This is a genomic window from Cyclobacterium sp. SYSU L10401 (assembly GCF_010993705.1).
Taxonomy (GTDB): Bacteria; Bacteroidota; Bacteroidia; order Cytophagales; family Cyclobacteriaceae; genus Cyclobacterium.
In genome coordinates this window covers 49,652-71,988 of sequence record NZ_WOFO01000013.1, presented here as the reverse complement: position 1 = coordinate 71,988, position 22,337 = coordinate 49,652, and the positions used below count along the sequence as shown (strand labels likewise).

At 44.7% G+C, this 22,337-nt stretch carries 14 protein-coding genes; 10 read left to right on the top strand and 4 right to left on the bottom strand.

Going from position 1 to position 22,337, the window contains the following annotated elements:
• The first annotated feature begins 19 nt into the window (after positions 1–19).
• The 4 genes from GL182_RS22020 to GL182_RS22005 all read left to right on the top strand — a co-directional run bounded on the left by GL182_RS22020 (position 20) and on the right by GL182_RS22005 (position 4,184).
• The gene (locus tag GL182_RS22020; protein ID WP_163381962.1) at positions 20–166 is read left to right on the top strand and encodes a hypothetical protein; all 147 of its coding nucleotides are present in this window, start codon (positions 20–22) and stop codon (positions 164–166) included.
• Positions 167–172: 6 nt separating this feature from the next.
• Complete coding sequence (locus tag GL182_RS22015) at positions 173–523, top strand: nuclease-related domain-containing protein (RefSeq protein ID WP_317167826.1); 351 nt, start codon at positions 173–175, stop codon at positions 521–523.
• 98 nt (positions 524–621) lie between these two features.
• A complete protein-coding gene (locus GL182_RS22010) occupies positions 622–3,012 on the top strand; it encodes a TonB-dependent receptor (RefSeq protein ID WP_163381960.1) in 2,391 nt (796 codons plus the stop codon).
• Positions 3,012–4,184: a PepSY-associated TM helix domain-containing protein gene (locus GL182_RS22005; RefSeq protein WP_163381959.1), complete on the top strand. Its 1,173-nt coding sequence runs from the start codon at positions 3,012–3,014 to the stop codon at positions 4,182–4,184. Before GL182_RS22010 ends, GL182_RS22005 begins: the two co-directional genes overlap by 1 nt.
• Before the next feature lie 175 nt (positions 4,185–4,359).
• Here GL182_RS22005 and GL182_RS22000 read toward each other — a convergent pair whose 3' ends face one another.
• Complete coding sequence (locus GL182_RS22000; RefSeq protein WP_163381958.1) at positions 4,360–7,215, bottom strand: triple tyrosine motif-containing protein; 2,856 nt, start codon at positions 7,213–7,215, stop codon at positions 4,360–4,362.
• Between the two features lie 251 nt (positions 7,216–7,466).
• Here GL182_RS22000 and GL182_RS21995 point away from each other — a divergent pair, with 251 nt between their 5' ends.
• The 4 genes from GL182_RS21995 to GL182_RS21980 are packed head-to-tail and all read left to right on the top strand — an operon-like array spanning position 7,467 to position 14,655.
• Complete coding sequence (locus GL182_RS21995) at positions 7,467–10,547, top strand: SusC/RagA family TonB-linked outer membrane protein (protein WP_163381957.1); 3,081 nt, start codon at positions 7,467–7,469, stop codon at positions 10,545–10,547.
• A gap of 5 nt (positions 10,548–10,552) precedes the next feature.
• On the top strand, positions 10,553–12,025 hold the full coding sequence (locus GL182_RS21990; protein ID WP_163381956.1) for a RagB/SusD family nutrient uptake outer membrane protein: 1,473 nt from the start codon (positions 10,553–10,555) through the stop codon (positions 12,023–12,025).
• A gap of 12 nt (positions 12,026–12,037) precedes the next feature.
• Complete coding sequence (locus tag GL182_RS21985) at positions 12,038–13,525, top strand: PKD domain-containing protein (RefSeq protein ID WP_163381955.1); 1,488 nt, start codon at positions 12,038–12,040, stop codon at positions 13,523–13,525.
• A gap of 5 nt (positions 13,526–13,530) precedes the next feature.
• Positions 13,531–14,655: a glycoside hydrolase family 16 protein gene (locus GL182_RS21980; protein WP_317167825.1), complete on the top strand. Its 1,125-nt coding sequence runs from the start codon at positions 13,531–13,533 to the stop codon at positions 14,653–14,655.
• Between the two features lie 367 nt (positions 14,656–15,022).
• Here GL182_RS21980 and GL182_RS21975 read toward each other — a convergent pair whose 3' ends face one another.
• The 3 genes from GL182_RS21975 to GL182_RS21965 all read right to left on the bottom strand — a co-directional run bounded on the left by GL182_RS21975 (position 15,023) and on the right by GL182_RS21965 (position 19,509).
• Positions 15,023–17,032: a protein-disulfide reductase DsbD family protein gene (locus GL182_RS21975; RefSeq protein ID WP_163381954.1), complete on the bottom strand. Its 2,010-nt coding sequence runs from the start codon at positions 17,030–17,032 to the stop codon at positions 15,023–15,025.
• 93 nt (positions 17,033–17,125) lie between these two features.
• Positions 17,126–18,517, bottom strand: a complete 1,392-nt coding sequence (locus GL182_RS21970) for a dipeptidase (RefSeq protein ID WP_163381953.1) — start codon at positions 18,515–18,517, stop codon at positions 17,126–17,128.
• A 56-nt stretch (positions 18,518–18,573) separates the two neighbouring features.
• Positions 18,574–19,509 (bottom strand): hydrogen peroxide-inducible genes activator, encoded by a 936-nt coding sequence (locus GL182_RS21965; RefSeq protein WP_163381952.1) that lies wholly within the window; start codon positions 19,507–19,509, stop codon positions 18,574–18,576.
• Between the two features lie 123 nt (positions 19,510–19,632).
• Here GL182_RS21965 and GL182_RS21960 point away from each other — a divergent pair, with 123 nt between their 5' ends.
• Both GL182_RS21960 and GL182_RS21955 read left to right on the top strand, forming a co-directional pair.
• A complete protein-coding gene (locus GL182_RS21960) occupies positions 19,633–20,658 on the top strand; it encodes a Fe(3+) ABC transporter substrate-binding protein (protein WP_163381951.1) in 1,026 nt (341 codons plus the stop codon).
• Between the two features lie 74 nt (positions 20,659–20,732).
• Positions 20,733–22,325: an ABC transporter permease gene (locus GL182_RS21955; RefSeq protein ID WP_240469926.1), complete on the top strand. Its 1,593-nt coding sequence runs from the start codon at positions 20,733–20,735 to the stop codon at positions 22,323–22,325.
• Positions 22,326–22,337: the final 12 nt, after the last annotated feature.

Below are 22,337 nucleotides of genomic sequence, written 5' to 3'. Positions count from 1 at the left end.
AAATCATTTTTTATCCTTTATGGCAATTCATATTCCACCTTTAGAAAAAATACTTACCGCAAAAGTTAAACCGGAACCTGGTGAACTACGGTTGCTTCGATTTTTAGAAAGTGAGCTTGATAATTCTTTTGAAGTATTTTTTAATCCCTTTATGAATGGGGACTGACCTGATATTGTTATTTTAAGGGAAAACCACGGAGCATTGATCATTGAAGTTAAGGACTACCACCTGGATAGCTATGAACTTGACGAAAGAAGGAATTGGAAAGTTAAAGGACAGAGTTTTAATATTAAATCACCCCTTAATCAGGTAGTACAATACAAGGAAAATTTATTTGACCTTCACATTGAATATTTACAAGATGGTGTATCCCCTGTAGCCATTTTTGGTGCATATTCAGTTATCGACTACAACATCCCAACCCAATCCCATCTTCAATCAATTGATTTTGGCTTTAACCCATTATTCCTGCTATCAAAATCCCAAAATGCCGGCCTGAGCCAAAATAGGCCCCTTGAATAGAAAATTTCTATCGTTTCAATTAATTAAGATTATTTCCAAATAGCGTTGTTTAGAATTAATCTTATTAATACTTTTGTCCTGTCAAAATTGAAAATAGAATGAAGAACAGGTACTCCTTATTGATTGCAGTTTTAATATTTTTTACGCTTTCCGCAGCTTATGCGCAGACCGGAAGTGTAAGTGGCAGGGTAATTACCGTGGATAACAAACCCCTGGAATTTGTTAATGTAGCTGTCAGCGGTCAGGCCAAAGGGGCCACCACCGACAGGCATGGGCGTTTTTTGATCAAAGATCTGGAAGCCGGGACCTACACCCTTCAAGCGTCTTTTGTGGGTATAAAAAGCCAGGAAAAGCGGATTGAATTAAAGCAGGCTCAGAGATTAACCGTAGATTTTAAACTGGAAGAAAGTTCCACTGATCTTTCCGAAGTTTTGGTAACTGACATGAATGCCAATCGCTTCTATTCGGATAGCAATTTTACTGTTTCCAAATTACCCTTGAAAGACCTGGAGAATCCCCAGGTCTACCAGTCGATTAGTGACAAACTGTTGAAAGAGCAGGTAGTGACGAATATGAATGATGCCCTCAAGAACGCTACCGGTGTAACCCGCTTATGGGAATCTACCGGACGCGGCGGTGATGGGGCAGAATATTACACCATGAGAGGCTTTTCGGTGCAGCCTACCATGGTAAATGGGATGCCCAGTGTGAATAACGGGGGGCTTGATCCAGCGAACGTAGAAAGTGTGGATGTAATCAAAGGGCCTTCAGGAACCCTTTTCGGTAGCCCCATGATCTCTTATGGTGGGCTGATCAACATTACCACCAAGAAACCCCTGGCGCAGGAAAGACGTGAAGTTGGTTTTGTGACAGGTAGTTTCGGATTGAACCGATTGACAGCAGATATCAATGAGCCGGTATCAGAATCCTCCGCTGTCCGGTTAAACGCTGCTTACCAAACCCGGAACAGCTTTCAGGATGCAGGAAGCAGCAGATCATTTTTTATTGCACCCTCATTTAAATTCAAGGCCAGCGAAAAACTCAGTTTTCTGATAAATACGGAGTTTCTGGATGCCATTTCCGTGAATGCACCGATGATTTTCCTCAATCGCTCCAACCCCTTGACTTTTTCCGATATGGATCTTTTTGCCAGAAACTATGAGACATCCTTCACTGGTAATGGATTGGATATCAAGAATTCCTCTTACGGCATACAGGCACAGGCGATTTATGAAATCAATGATTCCTGGACCTCTCAAACGGTTTTGTCCCGAAGTTCCACCAAAACGGACGGCTATTACCACTACCTGTTTGACAACAGCGATGGGGATTCATTTACCAGGTTTATTTCTGACAGGAATGGCCAAACTATTACCACCGATATACAGCAGAATTTTATCGGGGATTTTATGTTAGGGTCATTCAGAAACAAGATGGTTATTGGGATGGATTATTTCCGGTCTTCTATCTTTAACGGAAGTACCGGCTGGGTAGGAAATGGAGTAGTTACCCTTTCGGATGGCAACGATACCGGAATCCTGACTCGTGCAGGTGTAGATGACCTGGTGAAGGATTCGTTTGAAGGCAATTCTACCGGAAGCAGCGAGGTGCTCAGTGCCTACATTTCCAATGTAATTCAATTTACCGATGCCCTCTCCTTGATGGCCAGCCTTCGGGTGGACAATTTCAATGGAAAGACCGATTACTGGGTTGAAGAGGAAGCCAAAAGCCAGACATCCCTGTCTCCCAAATTGGGATTGGTCTATCAGGTAGTGCCGGAGAAAGTGTCGGTATTTGGTAATTATATGAACGGATTTGTCAACCTGGCACCGGTAAATGTAAGCAATGTCGATGGATCCAATCCCAGACTTAAGGCCTTGGATCCCGAACAAGCCAACCAATATGAATTCGGGGTTAAATCCAATGTATATAAAGATAAAGTTACCGCCACCGCAAGTTATTACAATATAGGGGTTAAAAATCGCTTGATGACAGATCCTGACAATATCAATAACTCCATTCAAGGTGGAGAAGTAGTGAGTAAAGGATTTGAATTAAGCCTGATAGCCAATCCGGTAGATGGGTTGAACCTGGTAGCCGGATACAGTAACAACCATACTGAGGTAACGGAAGACAATATGGAAAGTGGATACCTGGGTCTCAGACCGGAGGAATCAGGGCCGGCCGAACTGCTCAATTTCTGGGCCAGCTACACCATTCCAACCGGACCCTTAGCTGGTATAGGGCTTGGATTTGGTGGGAATGCGGCAAGTGAGCACCTTACTTTAAACAGGGCCAATATTGGTACTTTTGCCTTGCCCGCCTACCAGGTATTTAATGCCGCAGTGTCTTATGCAGGTATCGGTAATCAGTATCTGGTGTCGTTGAAGGTCAATAACCTGACCAATGAACGGTATTATTCCGGTTGGTCTACGGTGACACCCCAACAATTAAGAAATGTAGCCTTTAGCCTCAATTACAGATTTTAATGAAGATTAGAAAAGCAATTGGAAAAATTCACCTTTGGCTAGGTCTTTTGTCCGGGCTTGTGGTGTTTATTGTAGCGATTACAGGTTGTATCTATGCGTTTCAGTCAGAAATTCAGGATTTAACCCAATCATACAGGTTTGTAGAACCGCAGCAAGCCCCTATTCTACCTCCTACAAAAATTTGGGAGAAGGCAGATGAAGCACTTCCGGACAAACATTTGCATGCGGTACTCTATCCCAAACCGGATAGATCTGCGCAGGCCATTTATTATAGTTTTGAAGACCATTATTACTATTTCGTTTATGTCAATCCATATACCGGAGAGGTACTGAAAGTCAAGGATGAGTTTGCTGACTTTTTTCGGCTGGTTTTAGACGGTCACTTTTACCTTTGGCTTCCTCCTGAGATCGGGCAGCCAGTAGTGGCCTCCTTTACCCTGATTTTTTTGGTCATGATGATTTCAGGACTGGTACTTTGGTGGCCAAAGAATAAAAAGGCGAAAAGTCAACGCTTTTCCTTAAAGCTAAATGGGAGTTGGAAAAGAAAAAACTATGATTTACACAGTGTAGTTGGTTTTTATGTGATGACTTTCGGTCTGGTGTTTGCCATTACCGGTCTGGTTTGGGGTTTTACCTGGTTTAGGGACGGGGTATACGGCCTGGCTTCGGGAGGGAAGGATTATGTGGAATACTATACCCCTGAATCCACTTCTACCCAATCTTACGAGGGAGATATACCGGCACTGGATCAGGTTTGGCTAAACATGAGAGCAGCATATCCGGATGCCGACTGGATAGAAGTACATCCTCCTGAAACGGAAAACGGGGCGATTGCCGCCAACGCCAACCCGGATGCCGGCACCTACTGGAAAATGGACTACCGGTATTTTGACCCCCATACCCTGGAAGAATTACCCGTGGACCACATGTGGAATCGCTTCCATGAAGCCTCGGTAGCCCAAAAACTCATGCGGGTCAATTATGACGTACACGTGGGTGCGATTTTAGGTCTTCCCGGTAAGGTCCTGGCATTTTTCCTGAGCCTGATTATTGCCTCTTTGCCCATCACTGGATTTTTATTGTGGTATGGTAGAAAAGTCAAGGTCAGGAAAAGCAGAAAAGTAGAAAAAGTGGAAAATCAAGAACAGAAAAGAGTAGCGGTTTTAAATTAAGTAGTTGCTTTTTATTTTCTTGCCATTTCAGTCTTCATAACGAAACCTAATACCTAATCCGGGTTAAAATGGGTGTTGAATCGGACCAGGACAACTGAATCATTGGATCTCCCATGCAGGGAGAGGAATTGGTTCCTATTGGCAGCCCGGTAGAGGGGCTTGAATATTTTTGAGCTTAGTACTTCAGAATATACTCCTGCAGGTTATCACTGCGCTCCAGGTTCAGTTTTTTGCGCAGGCGGTAACGGGCTATTTCCACCCCCCGAATAGAGATATTCATCAGGTAAGCGATTTCTTTGGTGGATAGGTTCATCCGCAGATAGGCACTCAGCTTTATTTCCTGTGGGCTTAGCTGGTCAAATTCCTTTTTAAACCTACCCATAAAATCACCATGCACCTGGTCAAAATGGATCTCAAACTGCTCCCAATCCCTGTCTTCAGCAATGTTTTTTTCAATGGTTTTGATGACTTTCTGGATCTCCTGCTTTACCTCCTGGTTTCTGCTTTTTCTGGTGATGGCATTTAGGTTATTGCGCATGTGGTCAATAAAACCATTTTTATTAATCAGGTGCATGGTGGCAGCTGCCAGTTCCTTATTCTTGATTTGAATTTCCTGCTTTAGTTTTTCTGTTTTCAGCCTTTCCACTTCCTTTTGGCTTACCTTCAATTCGGATTCCTTGGCTTCAATGGCCTGCCTGGAAGCTGTTTTTATTTGCAAGGTTTTCTTTTGGTATCTTTTTTCAATGATCCGGTAGGCCAGAAAGAAATTAATCAGAAGTAGGAGGGCATAAAAAATGTAAGCCAACCTGCTCCTGTACCAGGGAGGTAAAATATCAAATTCAAAGGTAGTTTCAGGACTGATGGCATGATAGATGTTTTTGCTTCTTGCGTGGAAGATATATTTACCCTCTCTCAGGTTGGTATATGCTTTTTCTCGTTTATCTACCCAAGCTCCATAGCCCTCCTCAAATCCTTCCAGCCAATATTGGTACCTCAGGTCTTTTTCATTATTGGGGGTCGGATTACTGATTTCAAAACGGATATTGGCTTTGTTGTAGGAGATTTCGGGCATTTCATCCAGGCTTAATTGCTGACCGACATTTCCCGCAAAAATCAAAGAGTCGGAAGCACCGGTGAGATATACCGCTCTTATCAGCGTGGGAAACACGGGAGGCTGAAAATTATTCTCGTTAAGGTTAAACCGTATAAACCCTTCATTGGCAGCAAAAAGCACCTCATTTCCCCTGACGGCAGAAATATTCGGCAGGTCATCATTGAGCAGGGGTAGCAGGGGATTGAATACCTGGAAATGTTTTTGATAGCTGCCATCTACTTTTTTTTCTAAAACCCCCATTTCAGTTTCTCCTATGAAAAATACATTACCCATTTGATCCTCCAGCAGATAATGAATCAGAAAATCATTCTCAAAGTAAGGGTCAAAAATAGGGTCTTTTTCAAAACCAAGCTGTGATTGATTGTATCGGAATACCCCTGCCTGTGTGGTAAAGATCAGCCTGTTATTGATCTTCCAGACATTGTTAAAAATGTTGCTGGGTAAACCTTGTTCTGTGCCATAATAGCTTACCTCAAAATCAGTCATCGCAGTATCCAGACGAAGTTTGTACAATCCTTTATAGCCATGTGCTACCCAGATATCCCCATTTTCATCTTGTTCGATGATGCGGCTGGATTCTTCAAATCCATTGATTTTCCTAAGATAAGTGAGCTCTCCATCCTTTATTTCGTAAAGGTGCAGGCCCTGGTAGCTTCCGGCAAGAATCAAGTCGTTATGATCTTTCAGGAGCTGAAAATTCCATATGCCTTCCGGACCTTTTATTTTTTCTGCCTTATTTTCCTTTATGGTGAAGGCCCCATCATTATGGGCGACCAACACTAAACCCTGTATGGAATTGACCTGATAGACCTGACCATTGGTATGGGGAATCAAATCCAGCTTTTTGTGAGTTCCATTCGATTGGGCTGGGGTTACATATACCCCATTATTGGTGCCCAGGTATAACTTTCCATCTACATTAGAGGCATGGTAACCTGTACCGGTAAGGCCGGAAAACTGATTGATTTTACTGAAAGGCAGACTTAATTGAACCATAGATAAGCCATTGTTATGTCCAATCCAGAGGTTTCCCGAAAGGTCCTCGAAAAGGGATACGATTGAATTGTTGTTCAATCCACTTTCCTTATCTAGCTTCAGTAACTCTTCTCCCTCCGCATTGATCAATAGTAAGCCATTTAGCTGAGTGGCAATGGCAATATTCCCGTTACTGAGACGCAATACTGAATTTATGCTCAATTCGGGTGCAGCCATCCAGGTTTCTACGGTTTCTCCGCTGAGAGAGAAAATGCCATTGTCCCTGGTAAAAACAAGGTACCTGTCAGATCCAGTCTGTAGTAAACCGGTCACCAGAAAGTTGCTGAAGTATGCATTTACAGGGGTAAAAGATTCATTCTCGATTTTCTGCAAACCCTTATCCCTATCGTTGACAAATAAGGTGTTGCTGATAAAATGGAAGCTTTCAAAAACCGAAGGGCTTTCCAAGCTGAAATCAAAGCGGTTTTCATGGTCGAAAGCAAAAATTCGATTGGAGGTACAAAAATAGATGTGTTCATTACCCAGGAAAACCTTCCAAACCTCTTCCAGGTTTTGAAAAGATTCCGGAAGGGAGTCTTTTAGAGACTGGAAAACCAGTTGTCCCCTTTCATTTGGGCTGAAGGTTCCAAATTCCCCCTGCCCGGATACATATACCAAACCATTTTCATCCGCCTGTACATGCCGGACTTTCGTGCTATTGGGAAGCGAATACCTTCTCCAGGTAGTTCCGTCATGTACCAATAAACCATAATTGTTGGCCACGTAAAGCAAACCACTGGCGTGCTGGGTGATCGCATAATTCTGAATACCCCCCTGGTAATCCTGACTGGAGTAGTACCTGGAAAAGGGGAGATCTGGAGTCTGCGGAAAGGCAGCTTGTATCAGATGGAATAAAAACAGCAGGCAGGAAGTGGTTCTCATTTCAGGACGGATCTTTTCTGAAAGCCAATATACCAAATTTCAGTGTGATGTAATAAGTTTCCAATAAAGATGATATTTAGGCAACAATAAAAGCACCGTTCTAATGGGTTTAAATGGACATTTTTTGAGTATTTGTAGGGTTTTTGAGAAAAAGAGAAAACAGACATGATGTAGTATTGTTGTAGTAGTAATTTTCTTATTGAGGCGCCAAATGCCCTAATTTCGGACGATGTAAATCCAAATTAATTCAAATGAAAAAAGTCTTATTACTGTATTTTGCCATGTGCTTGTCTCTGATCGGGATGGCACAATCCAATGAGATCGTTGGAAAGGTAACAGATGAATCAGGGTTTCCGCTACCGGGAGTAAGTATTCTTAAAGTGGGATCCACCGTAGGTACCGTGACAGATATTGATGGTAATTTTTCCATCAATGCCAGTTCCGGGGAAGAGTTGCAGTTTTCTTACCTGGGCTTTAAGAGCCAGGTGATTACTATCGGATCAAACAGAGAATTGGAAGTGGTATTGGAAGAAGATGTTTCCAATTTAGATGAGGTGGTCGTAATAGGTTATGGCTCTGCCACCAAAAGGGAATTGACCGGGGCTACCGCTCAGGTCAAGGGTGAAGCCATAGAAAAAATGAACATGCCCAGGGTGGACCAGGCGCTTCAGGGCAAGATGGCCGGGGTAAATATCAGTACCAATTCCGGTGCACCAGGTGGTACTTCCAATATCCGGATCAGAGGTATCGGTACTTTTGGAGACAATGACCCTTTGATCCTTGTGGATGGGGTCATCTATGATGCAGCAGGTCTGAATGCACTGAATCCAAATGACATTGAATCGGTGAATGTACTGAAAGATGGTACTGCGGGAATTTATGGCGTTCGGGCCGCCAACGGGGTGATTTTGATTGAAACCAAAAAGGGCAACCTGGGTACCAAACCCAGATTAGACTTTAACGCCTACTACGGCGTCCAGCAAACTGCCCGCAGATTGGACCTGCTGAATGCCAGGGAATTTGCCATTTTAAAAAATGAGGCCTTTGCAGCCGGAGGTCAGGCCCTTCCCTTTAATAATGTGGAACTGGGAGAGGGTACAGACTGGCAGGATGCCGTATTTCAGGAATCACCCATTCAGGAATATAACCTGACCGTTACCGGTGGTTCTGAAAAGACCTCCTATTCTATAGGCGGTAGTTATTTTGCTCAGGAAGGAATCGTGGGTGGGCCAAAGGCCAATTTCGAAAGGTACAATGCCCGTATTAACTTCACCACGGAAATTGCTCCAAAACTTAAATTTACGAATGTTTTACTTTTCACAAGAGAACAGAGCAGTACTTTACCACAAGGAGGGATCGGGTCTGTTTTGTACAACACCATCAATGCTTATCCCACCGAACCCATTCGGGTAGGAGACAGGTATTCCTATCTGGAGAATGTCAATGACATCATCAACCCCCTGGCTCAAATGGAAAATGCTTACAACGATTCCTATGTCAATAAACTGGTGGGAAAAGAAGAGTTGGAATATGCCATCAGCGACCATTTTACCTGGACCGGCCGAGCCGGCTACAATTATGCCCTGGTAGATGCCAAAACCTTTAATCCATTGGTTTGGTATGGTCCCGGGAAATTTGCCAATTCAGCGAGAAATGCTGATTTGGATCCGGTTTTGGTAGATGTGGGCGGTTTGGAGATTGAAAGGGGAGCCAATGTTTTTGAATCCAGAAATACCTTCCTGGACTATAACCTGGAAACTTTCCTGAATTACAACAGGACCTTTGCTGACCTGCACAGGGTAAAAGGAATGGTAGGTCTCTCGCTGGTAGGAAACAGAAGTGAAGGACTGAATGGTACCGGCTTTAATATTCCGAATAACGACCTCGCATTTGCAGATATTTCTGCCAATCAAGCACCGGGTGGATTTTTAAATGGAGTTGGTTCCTTTCAAAGCCGGCAAAGATTGACCTCCGCTTTCGTAAGGGGCGAATATGATTACAAGCAGCGTTACCTTTTTTCTGCCATACTGAGGCGGGATGGTTCCACTAATTTTGGACCAAACAACCGGATAGGATATTTCCCGGCCATTTCAGGCGCATGGGTGATTTCTGATGAACCTTTTTTCAATTCCGGGGCCATAGATTTCATGAAGCTCAGAACTAGTTTTGGGGTTTCAGGAAATGACCAAATTGGCCTGTTTCGCTACAGGGGCTTACTCAATGGCTCTGCAACCTACGTTTTCAACGACCTCATAGTCAATGGAGCAGCTATAGGTAACACCAGTAATCCGGATCTTAAATGGGAAACTACCTACCAAACGAATATTGGATTGGATTTTTCTCTTTTCAGTAACCTGGATTTTACAGCTAATTATTTTATCAAAAATACAAAGGACCTGCTTTTTCAACCCGATGTGTCTGCGCTTCTGGGGGCTTACGGCCCAGGCGGGGCACCACCTGTAATCAATGCCGGAGATGTCTTGAATCGCGGTGTTGAACTTGAACTGGGATATGCTAGCAATAGGGAAACCGGCGTTAATTTCAGTGCGGACTATAACATGACTTTTTTAAAGAATGAGGTTACCGCCGTGCCGCAAGGATTTGAATTCATTCCGGGTGCCGGGTTTAGTGTGGGAGGTAATGTGGCCAGCAGGTTTCAGGAAGGCTTTCCTATTGGTTATTTTATCGGATACCAGACCGATGGCATTTACCAGTCTCAAGAGGAAATTGCCTCCAGTTCGGTGGTTCAGGCTGGTGCACAGCCCGGAGACCTTCGTTTCGTAGACCATAACGGGGATGGGGTGATCAGCTTTGGAGATGATGCGGACCGTACCCAGATAGGTTCTCCCATACCTGACATGGTCATGGGTTTCAACCTGACAGCAGATTTTAAGGGTTTCGATATCGGAGCCAATGTGTATGCTGCCTTAGGCCAGGAAATCATACGAAATTACGAGCGGCAACAACCTTTTGCCAACCAGTTGGCTTACAACCTCAACCGGTGGACAGGAGCGGGAACAACAGATACCCACCCGAGATTGACTACAGGTGCTACGAGAAACAATGTCTTTTCGGATTTCTTTGTTGAAGATGGCTCCTTTATGCGACTCAGAAATGTGCAACTGGGATATACGCTACCACTTCCGGTCAGCCAGAAATTGGGGACTCAATATTTCCGCTTTTATCTGGCGGCCAATAACTTGCTTACACTGACCAAATACCAGGGCTTCGATCCGGATGTTGGTTCAGGTAACCCCCTATTTGCCGGTGTTGACAATGGAATTTATCCACAGGCAAGGACATTTATGGCTGGTTTAAATATTAAATTCTAAACGAAATGAAAAAAATATATCAAGGGTTACTGATCCTGACATTAGGGATGGTGACAGGATGCGATAGTTTATTGGATATAGATCCTGAATTTACCCAGGATGCGGAAAACTTCTTCAATACGGAAGAAGATTTTGACCGGGCCATCATCGGAGTTTATGACATGATGCAGCCGGCGTACCTCAACATGTGGATAGGTGAAATTGCCTCAGACAATGCCATTGCCGGCGGAGAAAGTGTCAATGATTCCAGAGGACTGCATGAAATAGAAAACATGACGCATGGAGGGGTTAATGAAGAATTAAGGGCAGTGATGCGTGTCAATTATACGGGCATCGCCCGGGCAAATTACATTTTTGAAAATCAGGAAAATGTTGATTTTGAAGGAAAGGAAGTTATCCTTGCAGAGGCTAAATTTATGCGGGCTTATTTCTATTTCAATTTGGTCAATTACTTTGGAGATATGCCACTTATTGTAGACCGGAGAATCTCCATCAATGAAATAACCAATGCGGCGCGGACTCCAAAGGCCACCATCTATGAACAGATTGAAACCGATCTAGAGGAAGCCATGGAAGTACTTCCCTGGACTGCTAATGAAACCGGTCGATTGACCAAAGGTGCTGCCATGGCCATGCTGGGCAAAGTACTGCTGTATCAAAGCAAACATACTGAAGCCGCAGCAATATTGGGAGAGCTGATAGATACCAATCAGGGGGGATATGCCCTTTTCTCTGATTACAGTACGCTCTTTTACAATGAAAACAGGAATGTGTCAGAGGATGTTTTTACCATTCAGTTTAGCGGATTGCAGGGAGGAGATTATGGCTGCCTGGTTTGCTTGAATGGCAATGCAGCCGTAGGATTCCAGAGTATCAGACAATACGACGGACCCCTGTATGCCGATGGCAACAGCTACAACCTACCAACTCAGGATCTTTACGATGCTTTTGAGGAAGGTGATATCCGCCGTGAGGCCACAATATTGGACCTGGAAGCGTTCATTGCCGCTCAGCCCAATCCGGATGAAATTACTTACGCCATTGGAGGTGGAGGCCATACCGGATATTACAACAATAAATACATCAAGAGGCTGAATGAGCGGGGCTTACCTGATGATGATTTGACCAGTCCCCTGAACTACAGGGCCATTCGCTGGGCGGATGTTTTGTTGATGGCCGCCGAGGCATTCCAAAGATCCGGAAATGATGACAGAGCCAGGACAGAACTCAACAAAGTCAGGGATCGGGTCGATATGCCGGAAGTCAACAGTAGCGATGAAGCTTTATACCAGGCCATCTTGGAAGAAAGACGCTTGGAATTATCCGGAGAAGGCTTCAGGTTTTTTGATTTGGTCAGGACCGGTCAGGCAGCCGACAGGATCAGTGGTTTCATCTCAGGTCAACATGAAGTTTTTCCCATACCACAGGTAGAGATTGACCTGGCAGGAGGTATCTGGGAACAAAATTCAGGCTATTAAACAGTAATACCCATGAAAAAATATATCAATTATATCAAATTTATACTGCCATTATTCTTTATGGCAGCTTGTATTGAGGAATATACCCTGGAGGAAACCCCGCCTTCTCAGGAAGATGCAGATTTCAGTTTCGAAGCCACGGAAGAAAGTGACAATATCCTTCAGTTTACCGCTGCCAATGATTTCTTTATCATGAATTGGGACTTGGGGAATGGCAGCTCAGGAACTGGTCAAACGGTTACAGGCACTTTTCCTTCAGCAGGAACCTATACGGTTACCCTGACGGTATTCAACGCTGGTGGAAGTGTCTCTGTCAGTAAGGATATTGAGATCGCCGAAACGGACCCGCTCTTGCTCGACAAACCCCTTTATAATATGCTGACCGGAGGGGCGGAAGCTACCGAAGGAAAAACCTGGAAAGTGGATGCCGGCAGGGCAGGGCATTTTGGTGTGGGTCCTAATCCGTCTCAGGCAGGTGATTTCCCTGAGTGGTATCAGGCCCAACCCAATGAAAAGGAGGGCTCGGGGATGTATACCGATCGGTATACTTTCTATCTGGCTGATTTTGATTTCGATATGGAGACCAACGGTTTGGTATACCTGAATGCTGCCCAGGGAGGTGAGTTTTCAGGTGCATTCGATCCCGGAGTAGGTGACCTTTCTGCGCCCTACGAAGCTCCGGATGGCCTCAAATGGACTATTGCCGAGCCTGAGGACGGCTATCCGGAATTGACCATTTCCCAGGGTGGGTTTTTGGGTTATTTTGCTGGAGGCAGAACCTATCAGCTGGTTACCGTTGAGGAAAATGAAATACTCCTCCGCTTTGTGGATCAGGCCAACACTGAATTGGCATGGTATATCCGACTCATACCCGAGGATTTTGAACCTGAAGAAGAAGTTATTCCTGAACCCGAGCCAGAGCCGGTAGATCCGGGTACACTTACCTTGGCAAGCCTCATAGGCGAGGGTAGCAAGGCCTGGAAACTTAAGCCTGCCGCAGGCGCATTTGGCGTAGGCCCAGCTCCTGGAAGTGATGAATTCTTTCCCAATGGACAGGACATTTCCGGAGACCGTACTTGTTTGTTCAACGACCGTTTTATCTTTCAGGAAGGGGGCATTTATGCCTATGATCCGGTGGATGATATCTTTGGAGAGGCTTATATGGGGCTGGAAGAAGGGTGCCAGCCTGTAGGCAACCTTACCGGCACCGCAGGGGAAGCCTGGGGATCGGGGACCCATGCATTTAGTTTTACCGAAGGGAGCGAATCTGAAAACCCCCGAATAACAGTCACTGGTACCGGCGCATTCATTGCGCTTCCAAAGGCCTTTAACCAGGGAGAATATGAAGCAGGACCTCCGGCGGAAGACAGGTCGGTTACCTATGAGGTAATCAGTTATATCAATGAAGGCGGTCAGGAAGAATTGACTTTGACCATTGACATCACCGACTCCGGTGCGGTTTTCTGGACCTTTGTCCTTATTCCTGAAGATGAATCATGATGCTTATGATGATGAAGGTATTGCAGATGGTTTCTTTTCTACTCACTTTATTAACAGCCGGAAGCTGTAGTCAGGAGGAAGTGGATCAGCAGGTGATGCTGCCGCAGAACCTGGAGGTGATCGTAGAAGCGGGAGAAAATGGTTTGGTTGCGCTGAGTTTTACCGCAGATCAGGTTAATTTTTTTCGGGTGAGCTTTGGAGAAGAAAGCGAAATGCCGGAACGGGTGAGCGGTAATGAAGCCAGTTTTCGTTATAATACGCCCGGCGAGTACACGATTACGGTGCAGGCGCATGCGACTGAAACAGATTTTATCCAAGAGGAACTGGTCGTTACCATAACCGAGCAAATGCTGGGCATAGGCTTTCCGGACTCAGGATTTTCCTCTCCGATGGCTTATGAGGGGTATAGCTTGGCTTGGAATGATGAGTTTGAAGCAGAGACCCTTTCCAATGATTGGGTATTTGAAATCGGTGATGGGTGCCCGGACCTGTGCGGCTGGGGCAACAATGAACTGCAGTATTACCGGAGGGAAAATACGGAGTTGAAGGAGGGCTATCTGGTCATCACGGCCAAAGAGGAAAGTAGGGGAGGTAAAAACTATACCTCATCCAGACTCAAAACCCAGGGGCAGCAAAACTTTCAGTTTGGAAGGATAGATATCCGTGCCGCTTTGCCCCAGGGTCAGGGCATCTGGCCGGCTTTCTGGATGCTGGGAGAAAATATAACCGAGATCCCCTGGCCGGCCTGTGGGGAGATTGATATCATGGAAATGATCGGAGGCAATGCCGATGGGAGGGACAATACCGTACATGGCACCCTGCACTGGGATAATAATGGCAGCTACGCCTCTGATGGGGGAAAGCGATCCTTATCTGATGGGGCCATTTTGAAGGATAATTTTCATGTTTACTCCCTGATCTGGGAAGAAGACCGGATTACCTGGCTACTGGACGATGAGGTGTTTCATTCCATGGACATTTCACCGGCTGCTATGGACGAGTTCAGAGAACCCTTCTTTCTGCTGATCAATATGGCAGTGGGGGGAAACTGGCCTGGAAATCCCGATGCCAGCACCCGCTTTCCCCAGCAACTGGCCGTGGACTATGTGCGGGTATTTGAGAAGGAGTAAATTTATTTGTTTGCCAATTGGTTTAAAAAAGCGGTTTCATAAGAAACCCTTTTTTTTTTGCCTGACAGCGTAAAGATCCGCTAAACTGGTTTTCTAAACCTGATTTCGCTTGTTTCAGAGAATACAAATTCCATAATCCATATATGGTTTAAAAAAATAGGAACCATATAAGGAATATAAGGGCATTGAAGCGGGCTTGCATTAGCAAAACGATTCTTTTTTTCTTGGTCAAGTGTAACCAAAATCAGGAAGAAGGTCCATTTAAAAAACATGTCATCAGGTAAATCTAAAACCCTTATATGTTCTTCTATGCCTTATATGGTTCAAAAAAGCAAGAACCATTATTTTGGTAAAAACCGTTTATTTCCTATTGCCTTTTGGGAAATTCAGATTTAGCGGCATCCAGAAAATCGATAAATTTTTGAATATCCGTCTCATAGGCAATCGGACTTACCAACAATTCTTCATCATGGTCCAGAATCACATAATAGGGCTGTGCATTGTTGTTGAAACGGGTTATCTGAAAATCGGCATTTTGCTTTCCGATCGTAGTTTTTTCTTTATTGTCGTAAGTGGAAATGTACCATTCCGATTCGGGTAAGGTAAAGCGTTCGTCAATGTACAGGGCTACCATCACAAAATCCTCTTTGAGCCTTCTCAATACCCTAGGGTCGGACCAGACCCGTGCTTCCATTTCCCTGCAGTTTACACAACCATGTCCGGTAAAATCAATAAACAATGGTTTGCCTTGTCTTTTGGCGGCCGCAAGGGCTTGATCATAATCAAAATAACCTTGTATCCCATGAGGAAAATGAAGGAAATCGGCGTATTTGGGCACCTCGTCCATGGCTTGGTCCTGGGAGGAGGCATTTTCCCTGCTGATTTTCACCAGGTCGAAATCATGGGAGGACAAGGGAGGCAGGTAGCCGCTCAGCGCTTTTAGCGGGGCTCCCCACAAACCGGGTATCATATAGACCACAAACACAAAAGTAACCATGGCCAGAAGTAGTCTAGGCACGCCCAGATACTCCATGGGACTATCATGGGGAAGGCGCAATTTGCCGAGCAGGTAAATGCCAAGGAGGGCAAAAATAACGATCCAGATGGCCAGGTAAATTTCCCTGTCCAGCATGCCCCAATGATACACCTGATCGGCAATACTCAGAAATTTAAATGCCAGTGCAAGTTCAAGAAAGCCTAAAACTACTTTGACGGAATTGAGCCAGCCTCCTGATTTTGGCAGGGAGTTTAACCATTCCGGGAAAATAGCAAATAAGGTAAATGGCAGGGCAAAAGCCAGTGAAAAAGCAAACATGCCCAAAATAGGTTTTAGCAAGGCGCCTCCGGCAGAGCTGATCAGTATGGATCCTACAATCGGTCCGGTACAGGAAAAGGATACAAGCACCAGCGTAAAAGCCATAAAGAAAATTCCCACCATGCCTCCTTTATCCGCTTTGGCATCCATTTTATTTACAAATCCCGAAGGAAGAGTGATTTCGAAAAGACCAAGAAAAGCCAGGGCGAAGAAGATGAATACAGCAAAAAAGAAAACATTGGGGACCCAGTGGGTGGACAGCCAATTGGCAAATTCCGGTCCCTGCACCGCAGCTACGATGGTGCCTGCTATGGTATAAATGGCAATGATGGAAAAACCATAAATAAAGGCATTTCTAAATCCCTGAACTTTGGATTTGGCCCTGCCGGTAAAAAAAGTTACCGTCATAGGTATCATGGGAAACACACAGGGTGTAAGCAAGGCAGCCAGCCCTGCCAAAAAGGCAATGACCAGAAAGCCTATTAGAGACTCCTCCGGTCTCTCCAGAGAAATGGTTGCGGAAGAACTGTCAACATCTGATTGATTGTTAGAAACCCCGGTATCCGCTTCATCTGAATCGGGCCCGGAGGCCTGTGCATTGCCCAGCGCAATGCTGAATTCTTCCTGATAATTGATGCACTGGTTGGTAATGTCAGAACACATTTGGTATTCCAGGGTACCCTGGATCAGTGCGTTCTCATCTTCAATCAGTAAGGTTTGCCGGAATTCGCCCTCTTTTTCGAAATAAGTAATATCACCTTCCCATGTTTCATCATATTTTGCCTTTGGGTCAATGGCCTGCAGCTTACCAAGCGGGCTGATCCCGGTGGTGTCTTCCCAATCGATTGCTGTCAGGATAGGGCCAAGGTCAGGATCAAAATCATTGGAATAGATGTACCAATTGATTGGGATATCTGCTTTAAAAATAAGGCTCACCTCATCTCCTGCCTTTGGGTTTGGGTTTTCCAGCGAAATATCCCAATCTGGTGGAGAGATGACCTGAGCCTGCAGGCCATAGGAAAATAAGAAGGCGAATAAGAAGACTATATTTTTCAATTGCATGGGTGATATATTAATTCCTCAATGGACCGGTACCATTTTCTAATTAAAAATCCTGCTGATAAGTTCCGGCTTTCCCCCATTAAGCACAAAACCTTACTTTTTCTTCCCCTGAAGGTGAAAGTGTTTGAAGAATAAGGCTATGGTTTCAATGCCCTTGAAATAATTATCAAGCCCGTAATGTTCATTGGGAGAATGAATGGCGTCTGTGTCCAAACCGAAGCCAAGTAAAATCGGATCCAGGCCAAGCACTTTTTGAAACAAGGCCGTGATGGGAATGGATCCCCCTTCCCTGGTAGGAATGGCTTTTTTGCCAAAAGCCTCCTGAATAGCCGCCTCTGCAGCCCTGTAACCGGGAGAATCTGTAGGAACCACCGCTGCCTGTCCTCCGTGATGGGGTGTGACCTTTACTTTTACAGCCGGAGGGGCAATGCTTTTAAAATGATTTTCAAAAAGCCGGGCAATGCTTTTGTGCTCCTGATCAGGCACCAGTCGCATGGAAATCTTAGCAGAGGCTTTGGAGGGAAGCACCGTCTTGGCCCCTTCTCCGATATACCCTCCCCATATGCCGTTGACATCCAGGGTGGGTCGAATGCCTACCCGCTCAATGGTGGTGTATCCTTTTTCCCCATAAGTTTCTTTGATATCCAGCTTCTTTTTGAATTCACCTTCATCAAAAGGGGCTTTATTCAATTGATCCCGGTATTCTTTCCCATACTCCTGCACCTGATCATAAAAGCCGGGAATGGTGATGTGGTTGTTTTCATCGTGCAGGGAGGCGATCATCTTACACAGCACGTTGATGGGATTGGCCACAGCTCCGCCGAAGGTGCCGCTATGCAGGTCCTTGTCGGGCCCGGTAACTTCCACCTGCATGTAGGCCAGTCCTCTTAAGCCTACGGTTACGGAGGGATGTTCCAGGGAGATCATGGAAGTATCAGATATCAGGACAACATCGGCTTCAAGTTTTTTCCTGTTGGCCTGAACGTAGATATCCAGGTTTTCAGATCCTACCTCTTCTTCTCCTTCAATCATGAATTTTACATTGCAGGAGAGTTCCCCACTGGCAAGCATGGCTTCAAAGGCCTTCACATGCATAAAAAACTGACCTTTGTCATCGGCTGATCCTCTTGCAAAAATAGCCCCATTGGGATGAAGGCTGGTTTTTTTGATTACAGGCTCGAAGGGGGGAGAATCCCACAATTCCAGGGGATCGGCGGGCTGCACATCATAATGGCCGTATACCAGTACCGTAGGGGCATCAGGATCTATGATTTTTTCGCCGTAAACGATGGGATAACCTGCAGTAGGGCATATTTCTGCCTGGTCAACCCCCGCAGCTTCCAGGCTATTTTTTACAAAATCTGCTGCCTTGAATACTTCACTTTTATAGGCGGGGTCTGCACTGACCGAGGGGATTTTTAACAAATCCACCAATTCTTCCAGAAATCTTTCTGAATTTGATGCGATATATTGTTTTAATGACATGCCTTCAATTTGCTTGATTTAAAGACCGAAATTAAAACTTTTTGAAGGATTTCTCCTTATAATTTAAAATTAACAAGTTTACCATTCTTATTGGTGAGCATGTGTTTGGGTATTACATACTGGATTTCCTCAAAGAGCAGATTTACCAATTTCTGCTTTAAAAAACTTCGGGTCAGGATTAGGCTGACTTCTCTGATGGGGGCATCGCCTTTAAAGGGCCTCAAACGGCTGAATTCTTCTTCGCTTAACCCCTCCGTGGCCAGTTCTGGTAGGAGGGTAATGCCTTTATACCGATTGACCATGTTTTTCAGACCTTCAAGGGACCCACTTTCATAGTGGAAATTCATCCGCTTGAATTTGTTTTGATCGCAGAGGTTGAGTACCTGGTCCCGGAAACAATGTCCCTGCTGCAGAACCCATAAATCCTCGGCCATTATATTTGCCACAGATACCTCGGACTGCTTCAGCAAGGGGTGATTTTTTGACAGGTAGGCAAAAAATTTTTCATAAAATATGGGTTTCTCCAGAATTCCAGGCTCTTGCAAGGGAGTGACTACCAGGCCAATATCCAACTCGTCGTTTTTAAGCTTTTTCAGGACATCTTCAGTCACCATTTCCTGAACTTGTAGCTGCACTTTGGGGTATTTTTGAATGAAATTCTGGATAAATAAGGGCAAGAGGTAAGGAGCCAGGGTAGGAATCACCCCCATTTTTATCAAACCGCTAACATCTCCCTTTAATTGGTATACCAGCTCGAATATCCCTTTACTTTCAGAGACTACTTTTTTGGCTTGTACGATGATCATTTCCCCAATTTCTGTTGGGATAACAGGCATTTTCGACCGGTCGAAGATGATGATGTCTAATTCTTTTTCCAATTTGCTGACCTGGGCACTGAGGGTAGGCTGGGTTACAAAACATGCCTCTGCTGCCTGGCCAAAATGGCGAAATTTTTCTACCGCCAATATGTATTCCAATTGTTGTATGGTCATTTTCCTTGCCCGGACTGATAAAACCTTACTTCTGATTTAGTGGCGTAAATATAAAAATCTTTTTCCTTTTATTTAGATTTGTTTTAAATAATACCTAATTTTGCCCCAAAATGCAGCTCTAATATGGACAGATTCAAAAATTTATTATTTGCTTCAATCGGTTTACTGGGAATGCTCTCTTGCGGAGAAAACTCAGGTGAATCTGTAAATGTTTACACCCACAGACACTATGATGCAGATCAGCAATTGTTTGATGCCTTTACTGAAGAAACAGGAATCAAGGTAAATGTAGTCAGCGCCAGTGCGGATGAGCTTATTCAGAAACTCGAATTGGAAGGGGAGGGATCTCCGGCGGATGTGCTTATTACAGTGGATGCCGGCAGGCTTCACCGGGCAAAGGAGAAAAATTTGTTTCAAGCTGTTGATTCGGAAGTTCTGCATGCCAATATACCGTCTAAATTTCGTAACCCCGAAGGCATGTGGTTTGGATTGACTTATAGGGCAAGAATTCTTGCTTACCACAAAGAGCGGGTAAATTCTGACGAGCTGGACAGCTATGAAAGCCTTACGGAGGAGCAATGGAAAGGAAGGGTGCTGACCCGGTCTTCAGAAAACATTTACAATCAATCATTACTTGCCTCCCTTATTGTGGCACATGGAGCCGAAGCGGCAGAGGAGTGGGCAGCAGGCTTATTGGCCAATATGGCAAGAGATCCTAAAGGCAGTGACCGGGATCAGGTGAAAGCTGTGGCTTCCGGGGAGGGTGACGTAGCGATAGTGAACAGCTATTACATAGGCATCATGTTGAATGATGCCAACGAAGAAACTGTAAAGGCTGCCAGGCAGGTAGGCATATTCTTCCCCAACCAGAATGACAGAGGTACCCATATTAATGTATCCGGTGCTGGTGTGACCCGGTATGCGCCCAATAAAGAAAATGCTATCAGACTGATTGAATTTTTATCTGAAGAAAGGGCCCAGGAAGTATTGGCGAATGTAAATTATGAATATCCGGTCAATCCAAAGGTGGCTCCAAGCAAATTGCTTCAGAGCTGGGGAGATTTTAAGGCAGATGAAATAAATCTTTCCCAGCTGGGTGAAAACAACAGCCAGGCAGTGATGATTTTTGATAAAGTAGGGTGGAATTGATCGATACTGCAGTAGGAGGCAGGATTTAGTTTGTGAGATTAGCCAGGCGAAGGTTTTATTGGTGGAATAATTGGATGACGGGTACTTTGTTGGTGCTGTTATTGATTGCGACCCCTTTACTTACCATTTTGTTCAAACTTTTTACTTCTCCGGGAAGCAGCTGGACGCATTTAACAGAAAACCTGCTGGCTGGTTATCTTCAAAATACCCTGGTTTTACTGATTGGAGTAGCCGGCATTACTTTTTTTCTGGGAGTCTCAATGGCCTGGATCGTTACCAACTACGAGTTTCCCTGGAGAAACCATTTTGAATGGCTGTTGATTTTGCCATTGGGGTTTCCTGGGTATATCATGGCTTACACTTACACGGGACTACTTGATTATGCTGGTCCTTTGCAGGCTTTTTTAAGGAACCAGCTGGATATTCAGGTGGTAGGAAGTTTGGTGGATATCATGAACCTACCAGGTGCTGTTTTTATTCTTTCCATCACACTTTTCCCTTATGTTTTCCTTTTGTCAAGGGCATCGTTTTTACAGCAATCCCGAACGTTTCAGGAGGCATCAGCATTGTTGGGAAGGAATGATTGGTACACTTTTTTTAAGGTAGCTTTACCCATGGCACGCCCGGCCATTGTGGGAGGCATTGCCCTGGCTTCCATGGAAGTATTGAACGATTATGGTACTGTAAAGTATTTCGGTGTAGGCACTTTTACTACCGGAATCTTTCGCTCCTGGTTTTCAATGGGAGATGTTACCACTGCCATTTATTTGGCGGCTATACTCATGCTGTTGGTATTTGCCATTTTATCATTAGAAGTATTGCAGCGGGGGAAAAAGCGTTTTGCACCCATTCATTTTATGAGCAAACCTCTGGTAAGGGTGAGGCTTTCAAGGAGAAAAAGAGTCATGCTGGCAACAGCCTGCTCCCTTGTTTTTATGATCAGTTTTTTTATTCCCTTTTTGCAAATCCTGCATTGGGTTTGGTTAACCTACGAAAGGGCAATGAATGCGGACTTTTTTTACCTGATCCTGAGAAGTTTTGGCCTGGCAGCGGGATCTGGTTTAGTGGTGGCTGTCATCTCCGTGGTTTTATTGTACAGTTTGCGGCTTAGTCCCTACCATTGGCTGAAGAATTTAACCAAAATAGCTACCCTGGGATATGCGATTCCAGGGGCGGTTATAGCAATAGGAATCATGATCCCTGTAATAGGTTTGGATCACTGGTTGAGGGAATATTTGTTTTCAAATAATGGGCAGATGATTGTTTTGGGAACCGTTTCCGTACTGTTGTTTGCCTACATGGTTCGGTTTATGGCGGTAGGCTACCATCCACTTGATGCCGGGTTTCAGAAAACAGGTATTCAGGTCAATGAGGCCAGCCGGCTCCTGGGCCAAAATTCCTGGAAAACACTTTGGAAGATCGAACTGCCTTTAGTCAAGGCAAGTTTTTTTAGTGCCATCTTGCTTGTTTTTGTAGACGTTTTAAAAGAATTACCGTTAACTTTGATTCTGAGACCGTTTAACTATCATACCCTGGCGACCAAAGCTTTTGATATGGCCACCAATGAAATGATAGCAGAATCGGCCAATTCCGCTCTGATCATTATCCTTACTGGAATATTGCCCATCATATTCCTCAACAGGATGATTCGCAAAGTGAACATTTAGACAAAACCAGAA

Coding starts and splice junctions, on each gene's coding strand:
- GL182_RS21955 (WP_240469926.1), top strand. CDS start 20,733: ATGACGGGTACTTTGTTGGTGCTGTTATTGATTGCGACCCCTTTACTT.
- GL182_RS21990 (WP_163381956.1), top strand. CDS start 10,553: ATGAAAAAAATATATCAAGGGTTACTGATCCTGACATTAGGGATGGTG.
- GL182_RS21965 (WP_163381952.1), bottom strand. CDS start 19,509: ATGACCATACAACAATTGGAATACATATTGGCGGTAGAAAAATTTCGC.
- GL182_RS21985 (WP_163381955.1), top strand. CDS start 12,038: ATGAAAAAATATATCAATTATATCAAATTTATACTGCCATTATTCTTT.
- GL182_RS22005 (WP_163381959.1), top strand. CDS start 3,012: ATGAAGATTAGAAAAGCAATTGGAAAAATTCACCTTTGGCTAGGTCTT.
- GL182_RS22000 (WP_163381958.1), bottom strand. CDS start 7,215: ATGAGAACCACTTCCTGCCTGCTGTTTTTATTCCATCTGATACAAGCT.
- GL182_RS21960 (WP_163381951.1), top strand. CDS start 19,633: ATGGACAGATTCAAAAATTTATTATTTGCTTCAATCGGTTTACTGGGA.
- GL182_RS22020 (WP_163381962.1), top strand. CDS start 20: ATGGCAATTCATATTCCACCTTTAGAAAAAATACTTACCGCAAAAGTT.
- GL182_RS22010 (WP_163381960.1), top strand. CDS start 622: ATGAAGAACAGGTACTCCTTATTGATTGCAGTTTTAATATTTTTTACG.
- GL182_RS21970 (WP_163381953.1), bottom strand. CDS start 18,517: ATGTCATTAAAACAATATATCGCATCAAATTCAGAAAGATTTCTGGAA.
- GL182_RS21980 (WP_317167825.1), top strand. CDS start 13,531: ATGATGATGAAGGTATTGCAGATGGTTTCTTTTCTACTCACTTTATTA.
- GL182_RS21975 (WP_163381954.1), bottom strand. CDS start 17,032: ATGCAATTGAAAAATATAGTCTTCTTATTCGCCTTCTTATTTTCCTAT.
- GL182_RS21995 (WP_163381957.1), top strand. CDS start 7,467: ATGAAAAAAGTCTTATTACTGTATTTTGCCATGTGCTTGTCTCTGATC.